The organism is Actinomycetospora sp. TBRC 11914 (genome assembly GCF_012933465.1).
Classification (GTDB): domain Bacteria; phylum Actinomycetota; class Actinomycetes; order Mycobacteriales; family Pseudonocardiaceae; genus Actinomycetospora.
Map to the genome: position 1 here is coordinate 438,683 of NZ_JABBND010000001.1, position 18,459 is coordinate 457,141.

General features: G+C 74.8%; 17 protein-coding genes. 13 read left to right on the plus strand and 4 right to left on the minus strand.

From position 1 onward, the window contains the following. From HH311_RS02120 to HH311_RS02160, 9 genes are all read left to right on the plus strand, one after another. The gene (locus HH311_RS02120; protein ID WP_169181916.1) at positions 1–765 is read left to right on the plus strand and encodes an SDR family NAD(P)-dependent oxidoreductase; all 765 of its coding nucleotides are present in this window, start codon (positions 1–3) and stop codon (positions 763–765) included. Beyond that, complete coding sequence (locus HH311_RS02125; RefSeq protein ID WP_169181917.1) at positions 765–3,113, plus strand: xanthine dehydrogenase family protein molybdopterin-binding subunit; 2,349 nt, start codon at positions 765–767, stop codon at positions 3,111–3,113. Before HH311_RS02120 ends, HH311_RS02125 begins: the two co-directional genes overlap by 1 nt. Next, positions 3,110–3,928, plus strand: a complete 819-nt coding sequence (locus HH311_RS02130) for a xanthine dehydrogenase family protein subunit M (RefSeq protein ID WP_169181918.1) — start codon at positions 3,110–3,112, stop codon at positions 3,926–3,928. The genes HH311_RS02125 and HH311_RS02130 overlap by 4 nt, the downstream gene beginning before the upstream one ends. Continuing rightward, positions 3,925–4,413, plus strand: a complete 489-nt coding sequence (locus HH311_RS02135; protein ID WP_169181919.1) for a (2Fe-2S)-binding protein — start codon at positions 3,925–3,927, stop codon at positions 4,411–4,413. The genes HH311_RS02130 and HH311_RS02135 overlap by 4 nt, the downstream gene beginning before the upstream one ends. Continuing rightward, positions 4,397–5,287 (plus strand): alpha/beta hydrolase, encoded by an 891-nt coding sequence (locus HH311_RS02140; protein WP_312029887.1) that lies wholly within the window; start codon positions 4,397–4,399, stop codon positions 5,285–5,287. Before HH311_RS02135 ends, HH311_RS02140 begins: the two co-directional genes overlap by 17 nt. A 9-nt stretch (positions 5,288–5,296) precedes the next feature. Continuing rightward, on the plus strand, positions 5,297–6,307 hold the full coding sequence (gene fgd / locus HH311_RS02145) for a glucose-6-phosphate dehydrogenase (coenzyme-F420) (protein WP_169181920.1): 1,011 nt from the start codon (positions 5,297–5,299) through the stop codon (positions 6,305–6,307). A 161-nt stretch (positions 6,308–6,468) separates the two neighbouring features. Beyond that, positions 6,469–7,983, plus strand: a complete 1,515-nt coding sequence (locus HH311_RS33045) for a methyltransferase domain-containing protein (RefSeq protein ID WP_169181921.1) — start codon at positions 6,469–6,471, stop codon at positions 7,981–7,983. A 13-nt stretch (positions 7,984–7,996) separates the two neighbouring features. Next, positions 7,997–8,608 carry an AAA family ATPase gene (locus tag HH311_RS02155; RefSeq protein WP_169181922.1) on the plus strand — a complete coding sequence of 204 codons (612 nt, stop codon included), beginning with the start codon at positions 7,997–7,999 and terminating at the stop codon, positions 8,606–8,608. Between the two features lie 164 nt (positions 8,609–8,772). Further along, positions 8,773–9,621, plus strand: coding sequence for a hypothetical protein (locus HH311_RS02160; protein WP_169181923.1), 849 nt, complete (start codon positions 8,773–8,775; stop codon positions 9,619–9,621). 52 nt (positions 9,622–9,673) lie between these two features. Here the strand turns inward: HH311_RS02160 and HH311_RS32490 are convergent, their stop codons facing one another. Continuing rightward, entirely contained in the window at positions 9,674–9,796 is a 123-nt protein-coding gene (locus HH311_RS32490) for a hypothetical protein (protein ID WP_282439453.1), read from the minus strand. Positions 9,797–9,984: 188 nt separating this feature from the next. Between HH311_RS32490 and HH311_RS02165 the strand changes: the two genes are divergently transcribed. Next, a complete protein-coding gene (locus tag HH311_RS02165; RefSeq protein WP_169181924.1) occupies positions 9,985–10,353 on the plus strand; it encodes a hypothetical protein in 369 nt (122 codons plus the stop codon). Between the two features lie 86 nt (positions 10,354–10,439). On the opposite strand, the gene HH311_RS02170 is transcribed toward HH311_RS02165, so the two are convergent. Together HH311_RS02170 and HH311_RS02175 are read right to left on the minus strand one after the other, a co-directional pair. Beyond that, positions 10,440–10,901 carry a RidA family protein gene (locus HH311_RS02170; RefSeq protein WP_248291992.1) on the minus strand — a complete coding sequence of 154 codons (462 nt, stop codon included), beginning with the start codon at positions 10,899–10,901 and terminating at the stop codon, positions 10,440–10,442. Between the two features lie 266 nt (positions 10,902–11,167). After that, the gene (locus tag HH311_RS02175) at positions 11,168–14,416 is read right to left on the minus strand and encodes a hypothetical protein (RefSeq protein ID WP_169181925.1); all 3,249 of its coding nucleotides are present in this window, start codon (positions 14,414–14,416) and stop codon (positions 11,168–11,170) included. Between the two features lie 648 nt (positions 14,417–15,064). On the opposite strand from HH311_RS02175, the gene HH311_RS02180 reads away from it, so the two are divergent. Then, positions 15,065–15,964 (plus strand): helix-turn-helix transcriptional regulator, encoded by a 900-nt coding sequence (locus HH311_RS02180; protein ID WP_169181926.1) that lies wholly within the window; start codon positions 15,065–15,067, stop codon positions 15,962–15,964. A gap of 276 nt (positions 15,965–16,240) precedes the next feature. Here the strand turns inward: HH311_RS02180 and HH311_RS02185 are convergent, their stop codons facing one another. After that, positions 16,241–16,702, minus strand: coding sequence for a nitroreductase family deazaflavin-dependent oxidoreductase (locus HH311_RS02185; protein WP_169181927.1), 462 nt, complete (start codon positions 16,700–16,702; stop codon positions 16,241–16,243). 182 nt (positions 16,703–16,884) lie between these two features. On the opposite strand from HH311_RS02185, the gene HH311_RS02190 reads away from it, so the two are divergent. Together HH311_RS02190 and HH311_RS02195 are read left to right on the plus strand one after the other, a co-directional pair. Continuing rightward, complete coding sequence (locus HH311_RS02190) at positions 16,885–17,289, plus strand: YciI family protein (protein ID WP_169181928.1); 405 nt, start codon at positions 16,885–16,887, stop codon at positions 17,287–17,289. Between the two features lie 11 nt (positions 17,290–17,300). Further along, entirely contained in the window at positions 17,301–18,446 is a 1,146-nt protein-coding gene (locus tag HH311_RS02195) for an RNA polymerase sigma factor (RefSeq protein ID WP_169182605.1), read from the plus strand. The last annotated feature ends 13 nt before the right edge of the window (positions 18,447–18,459 follow it).

Genomic DNA, 18,459 nt, shown 5'->3' on the forward strand with positions numbered 1-18,459 from the left:
ATGGATCTGCAGCTCGCCGGCACCACGGTGCTGGTCACCGGGGCCGGCCAGGGCCTCGGTCGCGCGATCGGCGAGGCGTTCGCCGCCGAGGGCGCCCAGGTCGCCTTCGGGTTCCACACCTCGGGCGAGGGCGCCGAGCAGGCGGCCGAGGCCGCGCGGGCCGCGGGGGTGAAGGCGATCGCGGTCGGGGTCGACACCCGCGACGACGCCTCCGTCGCCCGGGCGCTCGACGCCGTCGAGTCCGAGCTCGGCCCGGTCGGGGTGCTGGTCAACAACGCGGCGCTCACCAGCCGCGGCCGCTTCCTCGAGCGCTCCGCCGACGAGTTCGCCGCCGAGATCGACGTGACCGTCACGGGCACGGTGCGCATCTCCCACGCGGTCGCGAAGCGGATGGTCGACCACGGTGGCGGCGCGATCGTCTCGCTCCTGGGCGACTCCGGGCGCGTCGGCGAGTCCGGGCTCGCGGTCACCGCCACCGCGCGGAGCTCCACCCTCGGGCTCACGAAGTCGCTGGCCAAGGAGCTCGCCCGCCACGGCATCCGCGCCAACGCCGTCTCCCTCGGGCTGGTGCAGACCGACCGGTTCTCCGAGCACGCCGGCGGGACCGACGACGAGCGCCTGCGCAAGATCACCGCGCTCTACCCGCTGCGCCGCCTGGGCCGCCCGGAGGACGTCACCCCGACGATCCTGCTGCTCGCCTCCCCGCGCTCGTCGTGGACGACGGGTCAGGTCCTGTCGGTCAACGGCGGCTTCGCGATGCCGTGATGAACACCGACCACGTCCCCGCCTCCGGCACCCCGGTGCGCCGCAAGGAGGACACGCGCCTGCTCACCGGCCGGGGCCGCTACGTCTCCGACCTGGTGCTGCCGCGGATGCGCCACGTCGCGTTCGTGCGCAGCCCGGTCGCCCACGCCCGGCTCGCCGGGATCGACACCACCGAGGCCCTCGCGGTCGACGGGGTGCACGCGGTGGTCACCGGCGAGCACCCGGCGCTGGCGTCGGTGGCGCTGCGGGCGCAGTCGGCCCTGCCCGGCTACGTCGAGACCGACCAGCCGCCGCTCGCCCGCGGGAAGGTCCGCTTCGCCGGGGAGGCCGTCGCCGCCGTCGTCGCCGACGACCGCTACCTCGCCGAGGACGGCGCCGAGGCCGTCGTCGTGGACTACGACCCGCTCGGGCCGACGGTGTGCGCCTGGGCCGACCCGGCCGGGATCACCGACCCGGTGCACGACGAGGCCCCCGACAACCTGCTGCTCTCGCGCACCTTCCGCGCGGGCGACGTCGAGGCGGCCCTCGCCGCGGCCGACGTCGTCGTCGACCGGGAGCTCACCACCAACCGGCACTCCGGGAACCCCATCGAGTGCCGCGCCGGGGTCGCCCGCTACGAGGCCGCCGACCGGCGGCTCACCTTCTGGTCGGGCACCCAGGTGCCCCACCTCGTGCGCACCCAGCTCGCCGAACTGCTCGACCTGCCCGAGGGCAACATCCGGGTCGTCGCGCCCGACGTCGGCGGCGGGTTCGGCGTCAAGGCGGTGCTCTACCCCGAGGACGTGGCGCTGTGCCTGATGGCGATCGCCATGCCCGGGATCCCGCTCAAGTGGGTCGAGGACCGCGTCGAGCACCTGCTCGCCGCGACCCACGCCCGCGACCACCGCTACGTGCTGCGCGCCGGCTTCGCCGCCGACGGCGCCCTGCTCGCGGTACGGGCCGACGTCTGGTGCAACACCGGGGCGTACTCGGTCTACCCGTGGACCGCGGGCATCGAGCCGCTCATGGCCGGCGGGCTGCTCACCGGCCCGTACAAGCTGACGGACTACGAGTGCACCGTCCGCGGCGTCGCCACCAACACCAGCCCGTCGGGGCCCTACCGCGGCGTCGCCCGCCCGGCGACGGTGTTCGCGATGGAGGCGCTGCTCGACTCCGGCGCTCGGGCGCTCGGCATGGACCCGATCGCGCTGCGGCGCCGCAACCTCATCCTGCCCGCCGACGTCCCGTACCGGATGCCCTCGCGGCTCGTCGACGACTCCGGGGCCTACGAGGCCTGCCTCGACCGGGCCGTCGAGGTGTTCGACGTCCGGCGGTGGCGGGCCGAGCAGATCCGTCGCCGGGACGCCGGGGAGCGGCCGATCGGGATCGGGGTCGCGCTCTACAACGAGCTCACCGGGCTCGGCCGTGCCGCCTCGGCCGGGCCGCGGATGCCGTTCCGCACCGGCCACGACGCGTGCACGGTGCGGGTCAACCCCGACGGCGGGGTCACCGTGTTCTCCGGCGTGACCTCCCAGGGCCAGGGGCTGGAGACGACGATGGCCCAGGTCGTCGCCGACGCGCTCGGCGTGGCCTACGACGCCGTCGACGTCCGCATCGGCGACACCGACGAGTCCCTCTGGGGCTTCGGCGCCTTCTCCTCCCGGCAGGCCGTCATCGGCGGCGGCGCCGCCCACCTGGCCGGCGGCCACGTCCGGGACAAGGTGCTCGCGCTGGCCGGGGCGCTCAAGGAGGTCGACGTCGCCGACCTCGACCTGCGCGCCGGCCAGGTCCACGTCCGCGGGCAGGAGAAGCCGATCATCTCGCTGGCCGAGGTCGCCCGGGTCGCGTACCTGCAGTCCGACCGACTGCCCGAGGGCTTCGGCCCCGGCCTGGAGGGCACCGAGTTCTACGACCCGATCCGCGGCGCGTTCGCCGCGGGGGCCCAGCTCGCCGCGATCGAGTTCGACCCGACCACCGGCGCCGTCCGCATCCTCGACTGGGTCTGCGTGGAGGACGCCGGACGGATCGTCCACCCGGTGATCGTCGACGGCCAGATCGCCGGCTCGATCGCCCAGGGCATCGGGGGCGCGATGTACGAGCACCTGGTCTACGACGAGGCCGGGAACCTCTCGACGGGCACCCTGCTCGACTACCTCATGCCCACCTCGGGCGAGATCCCCGAGCTGCGCCTCGACCACGTCAGCACGCCCGCGGCGAACCCCACCGGCGTCCGGGGTGTCGGCGAGGGCGGGACGCTCGGCCCCGCCGCGGTCGTGGCCGGCGCGCTCGGCGACGCCCTGGGCGTCGAGCTCGACGACCTGCCGGTCACCCCGGCCCGCGTCTGGGAGCTGGCGGGTGGTCGCCCGTGAAGTGCCCGCCGTTCGAGTACCACCGGGCGACCTCGGTCGACGACGCCGTCGCCGCGCTCGCCGCCGCGGAGGACAGCAAGATCCTCGCCGGGGGCCAGAGCCTCGTGCCGGTGCTGGCCCTGCGCCTGGCCCGGCCCACCGTGCTCGTCGACGTCAACCGGATCCCCGGCCTCGACGGGCTGGACGTGCGCGACGGCGTGCTCCACGCCGGCGCGCTCGTGCGCCACGCCGCGCTCGCCCGTCAGGCCCTCCACCCGCTCGCGGCGGCCGCCGCCGCGTCCATCGGGCACGCCGCGATCCGCAGCCGCGGCACCCTCGGGGGCAGCCTCGCCCACGCCGACCCGGCCGCGGAGCTGCCCGCGGTGCTGCGCGCCTGCGACGGGGCGGTGGTCGTCGCCGGGCCCGACGGCACCCGTCGAGTCGGGGCCGACGCGCTGTTCGTCGGCGCGCTGCAGACCGACCTGGCCGAGCCCGAGATGATCACCGGTGTCGAGCTCGGGGTCCCCGACGCGTGGGGCTTCGCTGAGTTCGCCCGCCGCCACGGCGACTTCGCGGTGGTGTCCGTGGCCGCGGCCCGCTTCGGTGACCGGCTGCGGGTCGTCGTCGGCGGCGTCGCCGGGGTCCCGCACCTGCTCGAGACCTCCGCGCCGTCGGGCACCGGCGCGCTCGACGAGGTGGCGGGGGCGCTCGCCGACGACGTCGACCCGTCCTCCGACCTGCACGGCAGCGCCGGCCACCGCCGCGCCCTCACCCGCGAGCTGGCCCGCCGGGCGCTGGCGGACGTCATCACGGAACCGGCCCGGGAGCCCACATGAGGATCACCCTGACGGTCAACGGGGACCGGCACCGCCTCGACGTCGAGCCCCGGCGCACCCTGGCCGACGCGCTGCGCGAGGACCTCGGGCTCACCGGTACCCACCTCGGCTGCGAGCACGGCGTCTGCGGCGCCTGCACCGTGCTCCTCGACGGCGAGCCGGTGCGGGCCTGCCTGCTGTTCGCGGTGCAGGCCGACGGCTGCGGGGTCGACACCGTCGAGGGCCTCGCCACGCCCGACGGGACGCTGCACCCGCTGCAGGAGGCCTTCTCGGTGTGCCACGGGCTGCAGTGCGGCGCGTGCACCCCGGGGATGCTCATGACGGCGGCCCACCTGCTCGCCGTCGAGCCCTCCCCCGACCGGGAGCGCATCCGCGCCGAGATGGCGGGCAACCTCTGCCGCTGCACCGGCTACGTGGGCATCGTCGACGCCGTCGCGAGCGCCGCCGGCGTGATGGCATGGAGGCCACGTGAGGATCACGACTGACGACGGTGTCGGGCTCGCGGTGTACGACCACGGCGAGCCGGCGGGCGACGCGGTCGGCGCGGTCGGGGCGGTCGGGGCGGTCGGGGCGCCGGTCCTGTTCCTCCACGAGTTCGGCGGCGACCACCGGTCGTGGGACCCGCAGGTCCGCCACCTGGCCCGGACCCGCCGCGTCGTCACCTACGACGCCCGCGGCTACCCGGACTCCGACGTCCCGACCCACCCCGCCGCCTACTCCCAGGAGCGCGCGGTGGCCGACGCCGTCGCGGTCCTGGATGCGCTGGGCATCGGGCGGGCGGTCGTCGTCGGGAACTCGATGGGCGGGTTCGCCACGCTGCACCTCGGGCTGCGCCACCCGGACCGGGCCGTGGCGCTCGTCGTCGCCGGGTGCGGCTACGGCGCCCACCCGGACCGCGCCGCCGCGTTCCGCGCCGACGCGCTCGCCCTCGCCGAGGCCTACGAGCGGGAGGGCTCCGAGGCCGTGGCGCAGGACTACGGGAACCGGCCCGCCCGGCAGCCGCTGCGGCGCCGCGACCCGGCCGCGCACGCCGAGCACCTGCGGATCCTCGCCGCCCACGACCCGGTGGGCGCCGCCCTGACGATGCGTGGGGTCCAGGCGTCGCGGCCCTCCCTCTACGACCTGCGCCACGACCTCGCGCGGATGACCGTCCCGACGCTGCTGCTCCTCGGCGACTCCGACCCCGAGGCGCTCGACGCCACGCTCATGCTGCACGCGACGCTGCCCGACGCCGGGCTCGCGGTGCTCCCCCGCGCCGGGCACCTGACCAACCTCGAGCTGCCGGAGGTCGTCACGGCCCTGATCGAGGAGTTCGTCGCCGGGGTCGACACGCCTGCAGCCCGGGGCACCCGCGCGTAGTCTCGCCCCGTGAGCGTCAAGATCGGGTACAAGGCGTCCGCCGAGCAGTTCGGCCCGCGCGATCTGGTCGAGTTCTCCGTGCTGGCCGAGCAGGTCGGCCTCGACAGCGCCTGGGTCTCGGACCACTTCCTGCCCTGGCGCCACGAGGGCGGCCACGCCCCCTCGGCGCTGGCCTGGCTCGCCGCGGTCGGGGAGCGCACCTCGCGGATGCAGCTGGGCACCAGCGTGCTCACCCCGACGTTCCGCTACAACCCCGCCGTCATCGCGCAGACGTTCGCGACGATGGCGCTGCTCACCGAGGGCCGGGTGATCCTCGGGATCGGGACCGGTGAGGCGCTCAACGAGGTCGCGGTGTCGGGCCGGGAATGGCCGGACTTCAAGGAGCGGTTCGCGCGGCTGCGCGAATCCGTGCGACTGATCCGGCAATTGTGGACCGAGGATTCCGTCAGTTTCGAGGGCGAGTACTACACGACGGTCGACGCCTCCATCTACGACCGCCCGGACACTCCGGTGCCGATCTACGTCGCGGCCGGCGGACCGCAGATGGCGCGGTACGCGGGCCGGGCCGGTGACGGGATGATCTGCACGTCGGGCAAGGGCATGGAGCTCTACACCGACAAGCTCATGCCCGCCCTCGCCGAGGGTCGCGAGAAGGCCGGGACCCCCGGCGTCGAGGGCGTCGACCGCACCATCGAGATCAAGATCTCCTACGACCGCGACGCCGACCGCGCCCTGGAGAACACCCGGTTCTGGGCGCCGCTGTCGCTGACCGCCGAGCAGAAGCAGTCGGTCACCACCGCCACCGAGATGGAGAAGCTGGCCGACGAGCTGCCCATCGAGCAGATCGCGCAGCGCTGGATCGTCACCTCGGACCCCGACGATGCGGTCGAGCAGGTCCGGCCCTACGTCGAGGCCGGCCTCGACCACCTCGTGCTCCACGGCCCGGGATCGGACCAACGACGCTTCCTCGAGCAGGTGGGCGAGGACCTCGTCCCCCGTCTGCGCGGTCTCTCGACCTGATCACGAAAATCGTGGTGCGCACCGTGACGTGATCCGGTGTCACGGATATCGGGAGACGGCCCCGAGAGGGGCGGCGGGCGGGCATCGCTACGGTGTCGCGCACGTTCGGCGTCGTCGCCGGGTGTTGCGTTGCCGCTGTCCGACTCTCGGGGGGAAACACCGTGGCCGCTTCGTCGACAGTTCCTGCGGACCCCCGGCTCGCGCCGGTCGACCTCGTCTGCCCGGAGTGCCGGGAGACCCTCGCCTTCGAGGCCTCCCGCACCCAGCCGCTCGCCGACGGCGTCTTCGGGGTCCTGTCCTGCCCGTGCAGCGACTACCCGGTGGTCGACGGCATCCCGGTGATCCGGCGCGGCCGGGTCGACGTCCAGGACCACATGACGAGCCGCGCCGAGGTCGACGGCCCGACGGTGGAGCACCTCGTCGACCTCGTCCGCGGCGACGACCCGCTCGAGGCCCTCGTCGCCCTCCTCGCCTTCCCGCCGCCCACGCCGATGAACCTCGGGGCGCGCCCGGGCATCCGGCTCCCCTTCACCCGGGGACCGTGGCCCCACCTGGCGCACGAGGCGCGGCGCGGCGAGGTCCGCGCGCTGCTCGGCGAGCTGGACACGCTGACCGCCCAGGACTGGATGGAGCTCTGCTACAACCGCTCCTCCGACCGGATCAGCGGCGAGCTCTTCCCGTACTTCTTCATCCGCTTCGGGCAGCCGCGCTTCCTGTCCTCGATCGCGTTCCTGCGGGCGCTGCCCCGCGACGGCGGGCCGATCCTGGACATGGCCTGCGGCTTCGGGCACATCATGTACCACCTCGCCGAGCGCGAGCACCCGATCACGTCGGTCGGTCTGGACCGGAACTTCTTCCAGCTCTGGGTCGGCCGCCGCTACGTCGCCCCCGGCCAGAGCTGGGTGTGCGCGGACCGGCTGGAGTCGATGCCCTTCGCCGACGACGCGTTCTCGGCCTCGGTGTGCACCGACGCGTTCCACCTCTTCCCGGTCCAGCAGCAGGCGATGGACGAGCTGCGGCGCATCGCGCGGGCGGACACCGTGCTGCTCGACCGGGTCGGCAACGCCGAGCTGGAGCCGCACGACACCGACGCCGAGCGCGACCCGGCCGGCTACGTCGACCTGGTCCGCGGCGCGCCGTGGCGCCTGACCTGCGAGGACGAGCTCTTCGCGGACTACCGGGCCGGCCACGGCGTGCAGCTCGCGACGCCGCGCCCGCCGGAGGACTTCACGGGCCGCAAGTGGCTCTCGCTGATCTCCAGCCGCGACGAGTCGCTCTTCGTGGACCACGGATCCTTCGACACCCCGCCCCACGGCGCCGGGGCGCTGCGCATCAACCCGATCTACCGCGTCGAGCGCGACGCGACGGGCGACCGCGTCCACCTGCGCTTCGAGTTCCCCTCCACCTGGTACGCCTTCGAGAACTCGATGATGATCAGCTACACCTCGGCCGGCGAGTGGCTGGACGCCACGACCTTCGACGCGCTCTGCGAGGGCCTCGCGACCGACCGGACGCCGCACTTCCTGGACCGGTTCGTCGTCCTCGGCATGCCGCCGCGCTACGCCCGCCGCCCCGGCACCCCGCCGCGGTTCGGCTCGGTCGGGGCGGGTCTGCGCCACGGTGCCCGGGAGCGGCTCGCGTCGGCCGCCCGCCTCGTGGGCGCCGGGCGCTCCTGAGCGGGACGCGCCGGTGACCGGGGCCCCCACGTCCGCGCCCGGTGCGGACGTGTGGGTCGTGGCCGGCGCGCCCGGGGCGGGCAAGAGCACCGTCGCCGACCGCCTGACCGCACTGCTCGACCCGGTCCCCGCGCTGCTCGACAAGGACACCCTCTACGGCGGCTTCGTCGCCGCCACGCTCGCCGCCGCGGGCCGGCCCGACGGCGAGCGGGAGGGCCCCTGGTACGACGAGCACGTCAAGGTCCACGAGTACGACGGCCTCACCGCGGCCGCCCGGCAGATCCGGTCCCGCGGCTGCCCGGTCCTGCTCGTCGGGCCGTTCACCGGCCGCATCCGCGACCGCGCGGCGTGGGACCGGTGGGTCGCCGAGCTCGGGGGCGACCCGGTGCGGCTCGTCTGGGTCGGCTGCGCCGCCCCGACGCTGCGCCGCCGCCTCGAGGAGCGCGGGCTCGAGCGCGACGCCGGGAAGCTCGCCGCCTTCGACGCGTTCGTCGCGCGCATGCGGCCCGCGGAGCCGCCCGAGGCGCCGCACACCGCCGTCGACAACGGCCGGGACGGCCCGGCCGGTGCGGCCGCGGTCGACGCGGCGCTGCGGCGCGCGGTCGCGGCGGCGACGGGACCCTGACGACCTCGATCCCGCCCTGACGACCTCGATCGGTGGGGCTGACCGGCCGCCCGCGACCGGTGCCCGCTCCGCCTCCGGACGGCTACGGTGTGGCGACCGCCGTCTCGGGCCGGCGGGGTGTACACCACCGCCGCTCCGCCCGGGTCGGAAGGTGGTGGTCGCCGGTGTGGTGGGGCGTCCTCGTCGCGCTCGTCGGCGCGGTGTGCTCCGGGAACGCGGCGGTCATGCAGGCCCTCGCCGCCCGGGCCGTCCCCGACGCCGGGCGGGGCGTGCACGTCCACCTGCTCTTCCACCTGGTCCGGCAGTGGCGCTTCTGGGTCGGCCTCGGGCTCGACCTCGCGAGCTTCGCCGCCACCTTCGCCGCGCTGCGCGTCAGCCCGGTGTTCCTCGTCCAGGCCGCCACCTCGGCCAACCTCGCGGTCACCGCGCTGGTCGCCCGGCGGGTGCTGGGCACCCACCTCGGGCGGGCGGAGAAGGTCGCGGTGGTCGCGGTGTGCGCCGGGCTGGTGCTGCTGGGCCTGTTCTCCGGGCGCCAGGGCCCCTCGCACGGGGACACGCTGCTGCACGTCCTCATGCTGGTCGCGGTCGGGGTGCTCGCGGTGGCGGGCGTCGTCGCCGGGCGGCTCCCCCGCCACACCGCCGGCGCGGCGCTGGGCCTGCTCGCCGGCTGCGGCTTCGGGCTGACGAGCCTGGCCAGCCGGGTGATCGACCCGTCGTCGGTCGGCGCGCTCGCCACCGACCCCGCCACCTACGTGCTGCCCACGGCGGGCTTCCTCGCGTTCCTCTTCTACGCGACGGCGCTGCAGCGCGAGTCGGTGACGGCGGCGACCGCGGGCACCGTCGTCGGGCAGACGCTGTTCCCGGGGCTCATCGGGCTGCTGGTGCTCGGTGACCAGGTCAGCTCCGGCGCGCTGGCGCTCGTCGGGTTCGTCGTGACGATCGTCGGGGCCCTCACGCTCGCGCGGTTCGGGGACGTCTCGGAGGACACCGCGACGGTCGAGCCGGTCCGCTGAGGGCCGCCCGCCGCCGTCGGCTCCCGTCAGCGGTCGTCGTCAGCGCTGGTCGTCAGCGCTCGTCGTCCGGCGTGGGGTCGGCGGCCTCGCGGTCGTCGTCCGGATCCTGGTCCGCGGGAACGGTGTCCAGCGGGCGGTCGTCGGGGTCCTCGTCGCTGGTGCCCGGGCTCGTCATCACGACCTCCTCGTCGACGGTGCCCCGGGGTGACCGGTGGACCCGGCGCCCGAACCCCCCGGTGCCGCGCGGCGCGGGCGACCCGGGTGGAGCGCCGTCCCCTCGGTTTTTCCGACACTGTTCCCGTCGTGGTCACGGATGGGTGCCCCGAGCGCGCCCGCCCGGCCGTGATGGGCCAGGATCACCCCGTGACGTTCGACGACCCGGCCGTCGCCCAGGCCCGCACCGCGACCGACGCCCTCCGCGAGCTCGAACGCTCGGGCGGGCACCTCCTCGCCGACCCGGCGGTCCGCCGCCGATGGGGCGTCGACCTGCTCGAGGAGCTGGCCCAGCTCGCGAGCGCGCTGGCCGAGGCCGTCGAGGTCGCCAGCGGGAGCGCCGGCCCGGACATCAGCGACCCGGCCTTCGAGCTCGCCGAGGCCATCCGGCGGCGTCGTGACTCCCTGGACGCGCTCGACCGGGTCACCCCGGCCCTGCCCGCCGTCGGGAACGACGAGGGCCGTGGCTCCCCCGGCCCGAAGCACCGCGCGCACCGCCACCTGCGCCCCGTGCGCTGAACGGCCCGTGGGCGGGGCGCCGGACCTGACCGACCCCGCTGTCCGCCGCCATTGCTCCCGCGGTGCCCGTCGGCGGCGGTGCCGGGCTACCGGGCCCTGACCTGGATGACAGCTTCGATCTCGACGGCGATCCCGATGGGGAGCTCGGCCATGCCGACCGCCGACCGGGCTCCCCGGCCCCGCTCTCCGAGGACCTCGACGAGCACGTCGGAACAGCCGTCGATGACCTGGGGAGTCGCGGTGAACCCCGGCGCGCAGTTGACCATGCCGAACAGCTTCACCACCCGCTCGACCCGGTCGAGGTCGCCCAGCTCGGCCTGCATCGTGGCCAGCAGTTGAAGCCCCGTCAGGCGGGCCGCGGACTGCGCGGCAGCCAGGTCCAGGCCGCCCGGGCCGATCTTGCCCAGGACCCAACCGCCCTCGGGCAACGCGGGCCCCGCGCCGGAGAGGAACAGCAGGTCCCCCACGCGCACGGCCGGGACATAGTTGCCCTGGGGCGGCCGCGGTGCCGGCAGCGGATCGCCGGTGTGCCATGCCTCCACAACCATCACCCTCTCCACGTCGAACCCGCCGCGACGCGCTGCGGCGGAGCGATTCCCGGATCGATCCGGGACCCGCTCACCTGGTCACGGTTGCTTGATGCGGCATCAGCCGATGCTGGGGCCGCGACTGACGGTACTGCCGCTGCTAGCGACGACCGTCGGGCCCGGCTCGCGTCCGGTCTGCGCGAGCAACTGCACCGAGCGGCTGCGACCGAGAACACCAGGGTCGACGCCAGGTGCGGTGGTGACGGGGTGGTCGTGGCGGGCTGCGGTCATCCGTTGCTGCCGTTGCTGCCGTTGCGGACGCTGCCGCTGCCGCCGGTCCCGCCGGAACCGCTGGGGTGACCGCCGTTGCCGCCGTTGCCGCCGTAGTAGCCGCCGTTGCCGCCGTTGCCGCCGTTGCCGCCGCCGCGACTGCCGGTGCTGCTGCCGCCGGCCCCACCGTCACCGCCGGCAGACGTGCCGGTCCCGCCGGTCCCACCGTTGCCCGCCTCGTTGGAGCTGGCGCCGCCGGCGCCGCCGGTGCCGCCGTTGCTCCCGGATCCGCCGGCGCCGCCCTGACCGCCGTCACCAATTCCGTTGGAGGACTCCCCGGCGCCGCCGGCGCCACCGGCCCCGCCGTCACCGGCCCCCGCGCTCGAGGTCCCGTAGATCTGGGCTGGACTGCCGACGGTGATGGTCGCGGTGCCCCCGGCGCCGCCGTTGCCGCCGTCGCCGCCGAGGCCGCCGACGGGGACGCTGTCGGTGGCGGGGGTGGTGGTTTCGCCAGCGTTGCCGCCGGCGCCGCCGGCGCCGCCGTTGCCGCCGTTGTGGAGGGTGAGGCCTTCGCTACCGAAGAGGTTGGGGTTGGTCACGGTGACGGAGCCGGCGTTGCCGCCGGTGCCGCCGGTGCCGCCGTTGCCGCCGAACACGATCAGGGCGCCGCCGCTGGCGGCGGCGTTGCCGCCGGTGCCGCCGGCGCCGCCGACGCCGGCGCTGCCGCCGTTGGCGGTGGCCGAGGGGCTGTTGGTTCCGGTGCCGGCGGTGGCGGTGGCCGAGCCCCCGTTTCCGCCGTTACCGCCGTTACCACCGTTGCCGCCGAGGCTGATCCGGGCGTCGCCGGGTCGGGCGTTGCCGCCGTTGCCGCCGTTGCCGCCGTTGCCGCCGTTGCCGCCGGTGGCGGTGGCCGAGCCGCCGGTGCCGTCGGTGCCGTGCCCGGTCACGGTGCCGTTGGTGGTGGCGGTGCCGCCGTTGCCGCCGTTGCCGCCGGTGGCGACCGCGTTCTGCCCGTTCCCGCCGGCCCCGCCGTTGCCGCCGTCGCCTCCGATGTCCGGCAGGTCGGGGCCGTTGGTGCCGTTGGTGCCGGGAGAGCCGTTGGCGCCGGTGGCCGTGGCGGACCCGCCGGCGCCGGCGTTGCCGGCGGTGGCCGACGCGGCGCCGAGGGCGGTGGCCGAGGCGTTGCCGCCGTTGCCACCGTTACCGCCGGTCGCGCGCACGGTGTTCATGATCGGGTCATAGACCCCGGTGAGGTCGCTGTAGCCCATGCCGCCATTGCCGCCGACCGCGGTGGCGGTGCCGTTGCCACCGTTGCTGCCCTGCCCGGTGACGACCCCGTTGGTGGTGGCGGTGCCGCCGGTGCCGCGGGTGCCGGCGGTCGCGGTGGCGTTCTGCCCGTTCCCACCGTTGGGGCTGCTCGCGGTGCCGTTGGCGCCGTTGGCGCCAGTGGCGGTGGCAGAGCCGGCGTCGCCGGCGTTCCCCGCGATCGCGATGGCGGTACCCGAGGCGGCCTGTGGGCCGGTGCCGCCGGCGCCGTAGCCGCCCTGCCCGGCGGTGGCCGACGCGTTGCCGCCGTTGCCGCCGTTGCCGCCGATCGCGGTCAGCCTGTTCGTGCCCGCGTTGTAGGTGCCGACGGTGTCGGTGTAGCCGGCTCCACCCGCTCCGCCGGTGGCGGTGGCGTTGCCACCGGCCCCGCCCTCGCCCTGCGTGGTCGTGCCGCCGGGATGGGTGGTCGTGGCGGTGCCGCCGTTGCCGCCGTTGCCGCCGACCGCGGTGGCGTCGCCACCTGCGGTGCCGTTGGGGCTGGCCGCGGTGCCGTCAGTGCCGTTGGTCCCGGTGACGGTGGTGCTGTAGCCCTTGCCGCCGTTGCCAGCGGTGGCGGTCTCGGTTCCTTGGGTGGCGTTGGTGCCGTGCCCGACCACGGTGCCGTTGACGGTGGCGGTGCCGCCGACCCCGCCGGCGCCGGCAGTCGCGGTGGCGTTCTGCCCGTTGCTGCCGTCAGGGTTGGTGGCGGTGCCGTCGGCGCCGTTGGCGCCGACGGCGGTGGCCGAGCCGCCGAGCCCGGCGTTGCCGGCGAGCGCGCTCGAGGTGTTGTTGCCGACCGCGGTGGCGTTGCCGCCGTTGCCGCCGTTGCCCCCGGCCGCGGCCACCGTGTTGGTGGCGGCGTTCAGGGTGCCGGTGGGGTCGGTGTAGCCGGCGCCGCCGGCACCGCCCACCGCGCTGGCGGTGCCCTGAGTACCGTTGGTGGTGGTGGCCCGCCGCCCGTTGACCGCGGCGGCGCCGCCGGCGCCGCCGGTGCCGGCGGTGGCGGTGGCGTCCCCACCGCTGCCGCCGTCGGGGTGGGTGGCGGTCCCGTCGGCGCCCATGGCGCCGACCGCGGAGGCGTTGCCGCCGGCGCCGCCGGTGGCAACAGTGCTGCAGGTGCCGTAACACACCGCCTGCCCGCCGGCCCCGCCCGCTCCGCCGGTCGCGCTCGCCCCACCGCTCGAGTTACCGCCGGCGCCGCCGGAGGCGACGTTGGTGCAGGTCCCGAAGCAGTACGCGGTGCCGCCCTGGCCGCCACTGCCCGCGGTGCCGCCGGTCGTGGAGCTCGTGCCCGCAGCGCCGGTGGCGACGTTGGTGCACGTGCCGATGCAGTAGGCGGTGCCGCCCTTCCCGCCGTTGACCCCGGCGATCCCGACCGCGACGTTGGTGCAGGTCCCCAGGCAGTACTCGGTGTTGGTCGCCGAGTTGGTGTACGCGATGTAGCCCGCGCCGCGGGTCACCGTGTAGCCCGACCACGACGACGGCGCCCACCCGGTCGGCATCGACCCCTTCGCCGGGAAGGTGACCTTCCCGCCGCCGGCCCCCGTCGAGGGCGAAGCCGGTTTCGTCGTGTTCGGGGTCAGCGTCGCGGTGTGCCCGCTGACGCCGGGGGCGCTGGCGGCGTGCACGACGCCGGTGCCGTGCTCGACGACCACCACGGCCGGGGCGAACCCGACCGGGGTCGAGCCGAGCGAGGACCAGGACCCGTCGCCCGAGCGCGCCAGGGTCGTGACCGTGCCGCCGCGCTGGTCGGCGGTCAGCACATGGTCCGTGGTCGGGTCGAACACGGTGGAGACGGGGCCCGCCCCGGTCGGCACCGCCTGGGTCTGGGTGTAGCCGCCGTGCCCATCCGGGCGGTACACCCGCAGCGTCGAGGTCACCGGGTCGGCCTGGAAGACCTCCGCGGAGTGCGGGTCATAGGACACCGCGCGCGCCAGCAGCGCCGCCCCCGCCGGGGACAACACCGTCGGCGTGGCCGACGCGACCGGCGCACACACCCCCAACGGCAACAACACCGCCGCCGCGGCCACCACCAACAGCCACAACCGACGCCACCGACCAGCCGACACGCTCGCCCCGCGCTCTCGCGCCACCCTTGCCGCCCCTGTGCTCGCGTCGCTCGCCCGCGACGACCCTGCGCGCCACCATCGAGTGACACCGACAGGTGACGCTAGGTCACTTCTAGTCTTTACACAGCGAGGGGACGGTAGCCCTGTCACACCTAGGAACGCAGCGAACGCAGTCACGAACACCACGGGTCACCGCGCCGGGCCGCGCTGCGACCGGCGGCGCCGATAGCGCGTTGTAGGCCGTAGCCGAAGGATGCGCCGCAGGAGGGAGGGCATGCGCCGACCTCTCGCCGAGAGTGGCGATAATGTCGCCCGTCTCTGCCCCCGGACGGGAAAGTCCCATGACTGACCCGGCTCCAGGTAAAAGGTTTGCGTCCAACCGGAGCGCTGGTTGTTCGGCGCCGCGCTCGTCTAAAGTTACCTACCGCTCCTGTTCCAAGTGTTGCCCCAGATGCCACCCAATGGCGGTGGCCCCTCTGGCGTCATGCGCACTGAATAGGGCAAGGGCCACTGACTGCGAGTGTTTCCTGGGGGGCCGGTGTGGACCGTTCGCAGCAGTTGGCGGAGTTTCTCCGTGCGCGCCGTGAGCAGGTTCGGCCGGAAGATGTCGGTCTGACCGTTGATAACCGTCGACGCGTACGCGGGCTGCGACGCGAAGAGGTCGCTAGGCGCGCGGGCCTGAGCGCGGACTACTACATGCGCCTCGAGCAGGGCCGAGACCACCAGCCCTCAGCCGCCGTACTCGCGAGCCTGGCCCGCGCCCTCCTCCTCGACCGCGACACGACCGCGCACATGTTCGCTCTCGGCGGCCACAGCGACCATCCACCGCGGTCGCTGTCGAACCTGCAGGTCTCGCCACACCTGCAGGACCTGCTCGACTCCTGGGTCACCACCCCGGCGTTCATCCACGGGCCTCGCCTCGACGTGCTAGCCGCGAACTCGCTGGCCCGGGCTCTGACGCCGGTCGCCGAACCGGGCAGGAACATGCTCCGGGAGTTCTTCCTCGACCCGCAGGGTCGCGAGCGTTACCACGATCTGGAAACCACCTGGCGCCGGGCGGTGGCCTACTTCCGTGCTCGCGTCGGGAGCTACCTCGCGTCTCCCGAAGTCGCCGAGTTGATCGAGGAACTGCAGAACGAGAGCCCGGATTTCCGTCGAATCTGGGCCCTCCACGACGTGACGTCAGTCCTGACCGGCGAAGACCCCTACTCCCACCCCGCGCAGGAATTCGCCGGGCTGCGCTACCAGACCTTCACCGTCGACGGCACTCAGGGACAGACCTTGTTCGTCACCACCGCGGCGCCCGGTAGCCCTGACGCGCACGCACTCGCCCGGCTGGCGTCGACCATCGACCACTTGGGCAACGGGATCGACCAGCAGAAAGGCGACGGGACATACCAACGCCGCCCGAACGGCAGGGGAAGCAGCCCGGGCGGATAGCGCGCGCTGATCCCTATTCACACGAAGACCGTTTCCTGAGTAGGCGGGTCGTCGGGAGCGCGTCACGCGTTGATCGGCGAGCGACTTCGCCGTCTTCCGTGGAGCGGGCCGATAGGACCGCGCCGGCGCCGAGTATGACGCCATCGGCGACCGAGATCAGGCCGGTCTCGGTGAGGCCAGCGCCGTCGTCGAAGATGCGGCGCCCGACCGTGGCGCCGAAGAGCCGGGTCAGTAGGAGGTTGGGGGAGAAGTAGGTGCCGCAGGCCGTGGTCGTCGTCAGGAAGCGACCTGCTGCTCCCGAGGCATGAGCAGGACGATCGGGATGACGCGGTCGGTCCGGCGCGCGTACTCGTCGTACAGCGGGAAGATCCGCGCCATCCGCGGCCAGAGCGCCTCGCGCTCGGCCGGGGACGCGACGCGGGCGCGGGCGGTGAACCGGCGGCTCCCGACCTGCACCCCGACGGTCGGCTCCGCCGCGAGGTTGGAGAACCAGTGCGGGTCGTCGTCGGCGCCACCCTTGGAGGCGACCACGACGAGGTCCTCGCCCCACGTGCCGTAGATCAGACAGGTCCGACGCGGCTGGCCGGTCCGGCGTCCGGTCGTGACGAGCACGAGCGTGGACACGCCGTCCGACTCGTGCCCCTCGGTCCCGCCGGACGCCAGGTACGTGCGGGTGTGCTCGGCGACCCAGTCCCAGCTCGAGTCGGTAGCGCGGTCGAGATCCTCGGCGACGGCCATGGCGGTGATCCTCTCCCTGCGGTGTGCGGTGCTTCGTGCGCCCGGGGGACGGAGCCGATGCTGGGTTCTCGACGTCGGGGTGGGTCGGCAGAATTCCTGCCCGTCGATGTCGAGGACGTCGGGGCGGCGCCGTCCCCGGGGTGCGAGCGGCCACGAGGGCCGCCCGAGAAGAGGAGGACCCCGTGAAGTACCTGCTGCTCAAGCACTACCGCGGCGCCCCGACGCCCGAGAACGACGTGCCGATGGACCGCTGGACCCCCGACGAGGTCGACGCGCACATGAGGTTCATGCGCGACTTCGGCGCCCGCCTCGAGGAGACCGGCGAGTTCGTCGACGCCCAGGCGCTGACCCCCAACGGCGCGTTCGTGCGCTACGACGGCCCGGGCCGCCCGCCGGTCACCGACGGCCCGTTCGCCGAGACCAAGGACCTCATCGCGGGCTGGTACGTCATCGACGTCGAGTCCTGGGACCGCGCCGTCGAACTGGCCGGGGAGCTCTCCGCGGCGCCCGGCGCCGGCGGACGGCCGATCCACGAGTGGCTCGAGGTCCGGCCCTTCCTCACCGGGGCGCCGGCGGAGCACGAGTGACCGAGGTCCCGGTGGACGTGTCGCTGCTGCGGGAGCTGGTGCCCGCGGTGATCGGCGTCCTCGTCCGGCGCGGAGCGGACTTCGCGTCGGCCGAGGACGCCGTGCAGGAGGCCTTGATCCGGGCGCTCGAGACCTGGCCGGACGACCCGCCGCGCGACCCCAAGGGGTGGCTGATCACCGTCGCGGGCCGCAAGTTCCTCGACGCCACGCGGGCGGAGACCTCGCGGCGGGGGCGGGAGCTCGCCGTCGACCTCGAGCCTCTCCCGGGCCCGGCACCCGCCACGGACGACACGCTGCGGCTGTACTTCCTGTGCGCGCACCCCACGTTACCGCCGGGCTCGGCCGTCGCCCTGACGCTGCGGGCGGTCGGAGGCCTGACGACGCGGCAGATCGCCACGGCGTACCTCGTGCCCGAGGCCACGATGGCGCAGCGGATCAGCCGGGCCAAGAAGCGCCTCGCGGGGCTGCCGCTCGACCGGCCGGGAGACCTGGCGACGGTGCTGCGCGTGCTCTACCTCGTCTTCAACGAGGGGTACGGCGGCGACGTCGACCTGGCGGCCGAGGCCGTGCGCCTCGTCCGCCAGCTCGCCGCGCTGACCGACGAGCCGGAGGTGGCGGGCCTGCTCGCGCTCATGCTGCTGCACCACGCGCGGCGCCCGTCCCGGACCGACCCCGACGGGCGTCTGATCCCGCTCGCGGAGCAGGACCGGTCGCGCTGGGACACCGGGCTGATCGCCGAGGGGGTCGGGATCCTGCAGTCCGCCCTGGCCCGCGACCGGCTGGGCGAGTACCAGGCCCAGGCCGCGATCGCCGCCCTGCACGCGGACGCGCCGAGCACCGCCGAGACGGACTGGGTGCAGATCGTGGAGTGGTACGACGAGCTGCTGCGCCTCACCGACAGCCCGGTGGTGCGGCTCAACCGCGTGGTGGCGGTCGGGGAGGCCGACGGACCGCGCGCCGGCCTCGCGGCGCTCGCCGAGGTGGACCCCGACCTGCCCCGGCACGCCGCGGTGGCCGCCTACCTGCACGAGCGCGCCGGCGACCTCGAGCACGCCGCCGACCTCTACGCCCGGGCCTCCCGTGCGGCCACCAGCGTGCCGGAGCGCGACCACCTCACCCGGGAGGCGGCGCGGGTGCGGCAGGCGCTGGGTCCGTGATGGACAAGGTTGC

Bases quoted from the DNA above. Each gene is read 5' to 3' on its own strand.
- HH311_RS02170 (WP_248291992.1), bottom strand. From the start codon at position 10,901: ATGGTTGTGGAGGCATGGCACACCGGCGATCCGCTGCCGGCACCGCGG.
- HH311_RS32490 (WP_282439453.1), bottom strand. From the start codon at position 9,796: ATGACGAGCCCGGGCACCAGCGACGAGGACCCCGACGACCGCCCGCTG.
- HH311_RS02135 (WP_169181919.1), top strand. From the start codon at position 3,925: ATGAGGATCACCCTGACGGTCAACGGGGACCGGCACCGCCTCGACGTC.
- HH311_RS02120 (WP_169181916.1), top strand. From the start codon at position 1: ATGGATCTGCAGCTCGCCGGCACCACGGTGCTGGTCACCGGGGCCGGC.
- HH311_RS02125 (WP_169181917.1), top strand. From the start codon at position 765: ATGAACACCGACCACGTCCCCGCCTCCGGCACCCCGGTGCGCCGCAAG.
- HH311_RS02185 (WP_169181927.1), bottom strand. From the start codon at position 16,702: ATGGCCGTCGCCGAGGATCTCGACCGCGCTACCGACTCGAGCTGGGAC.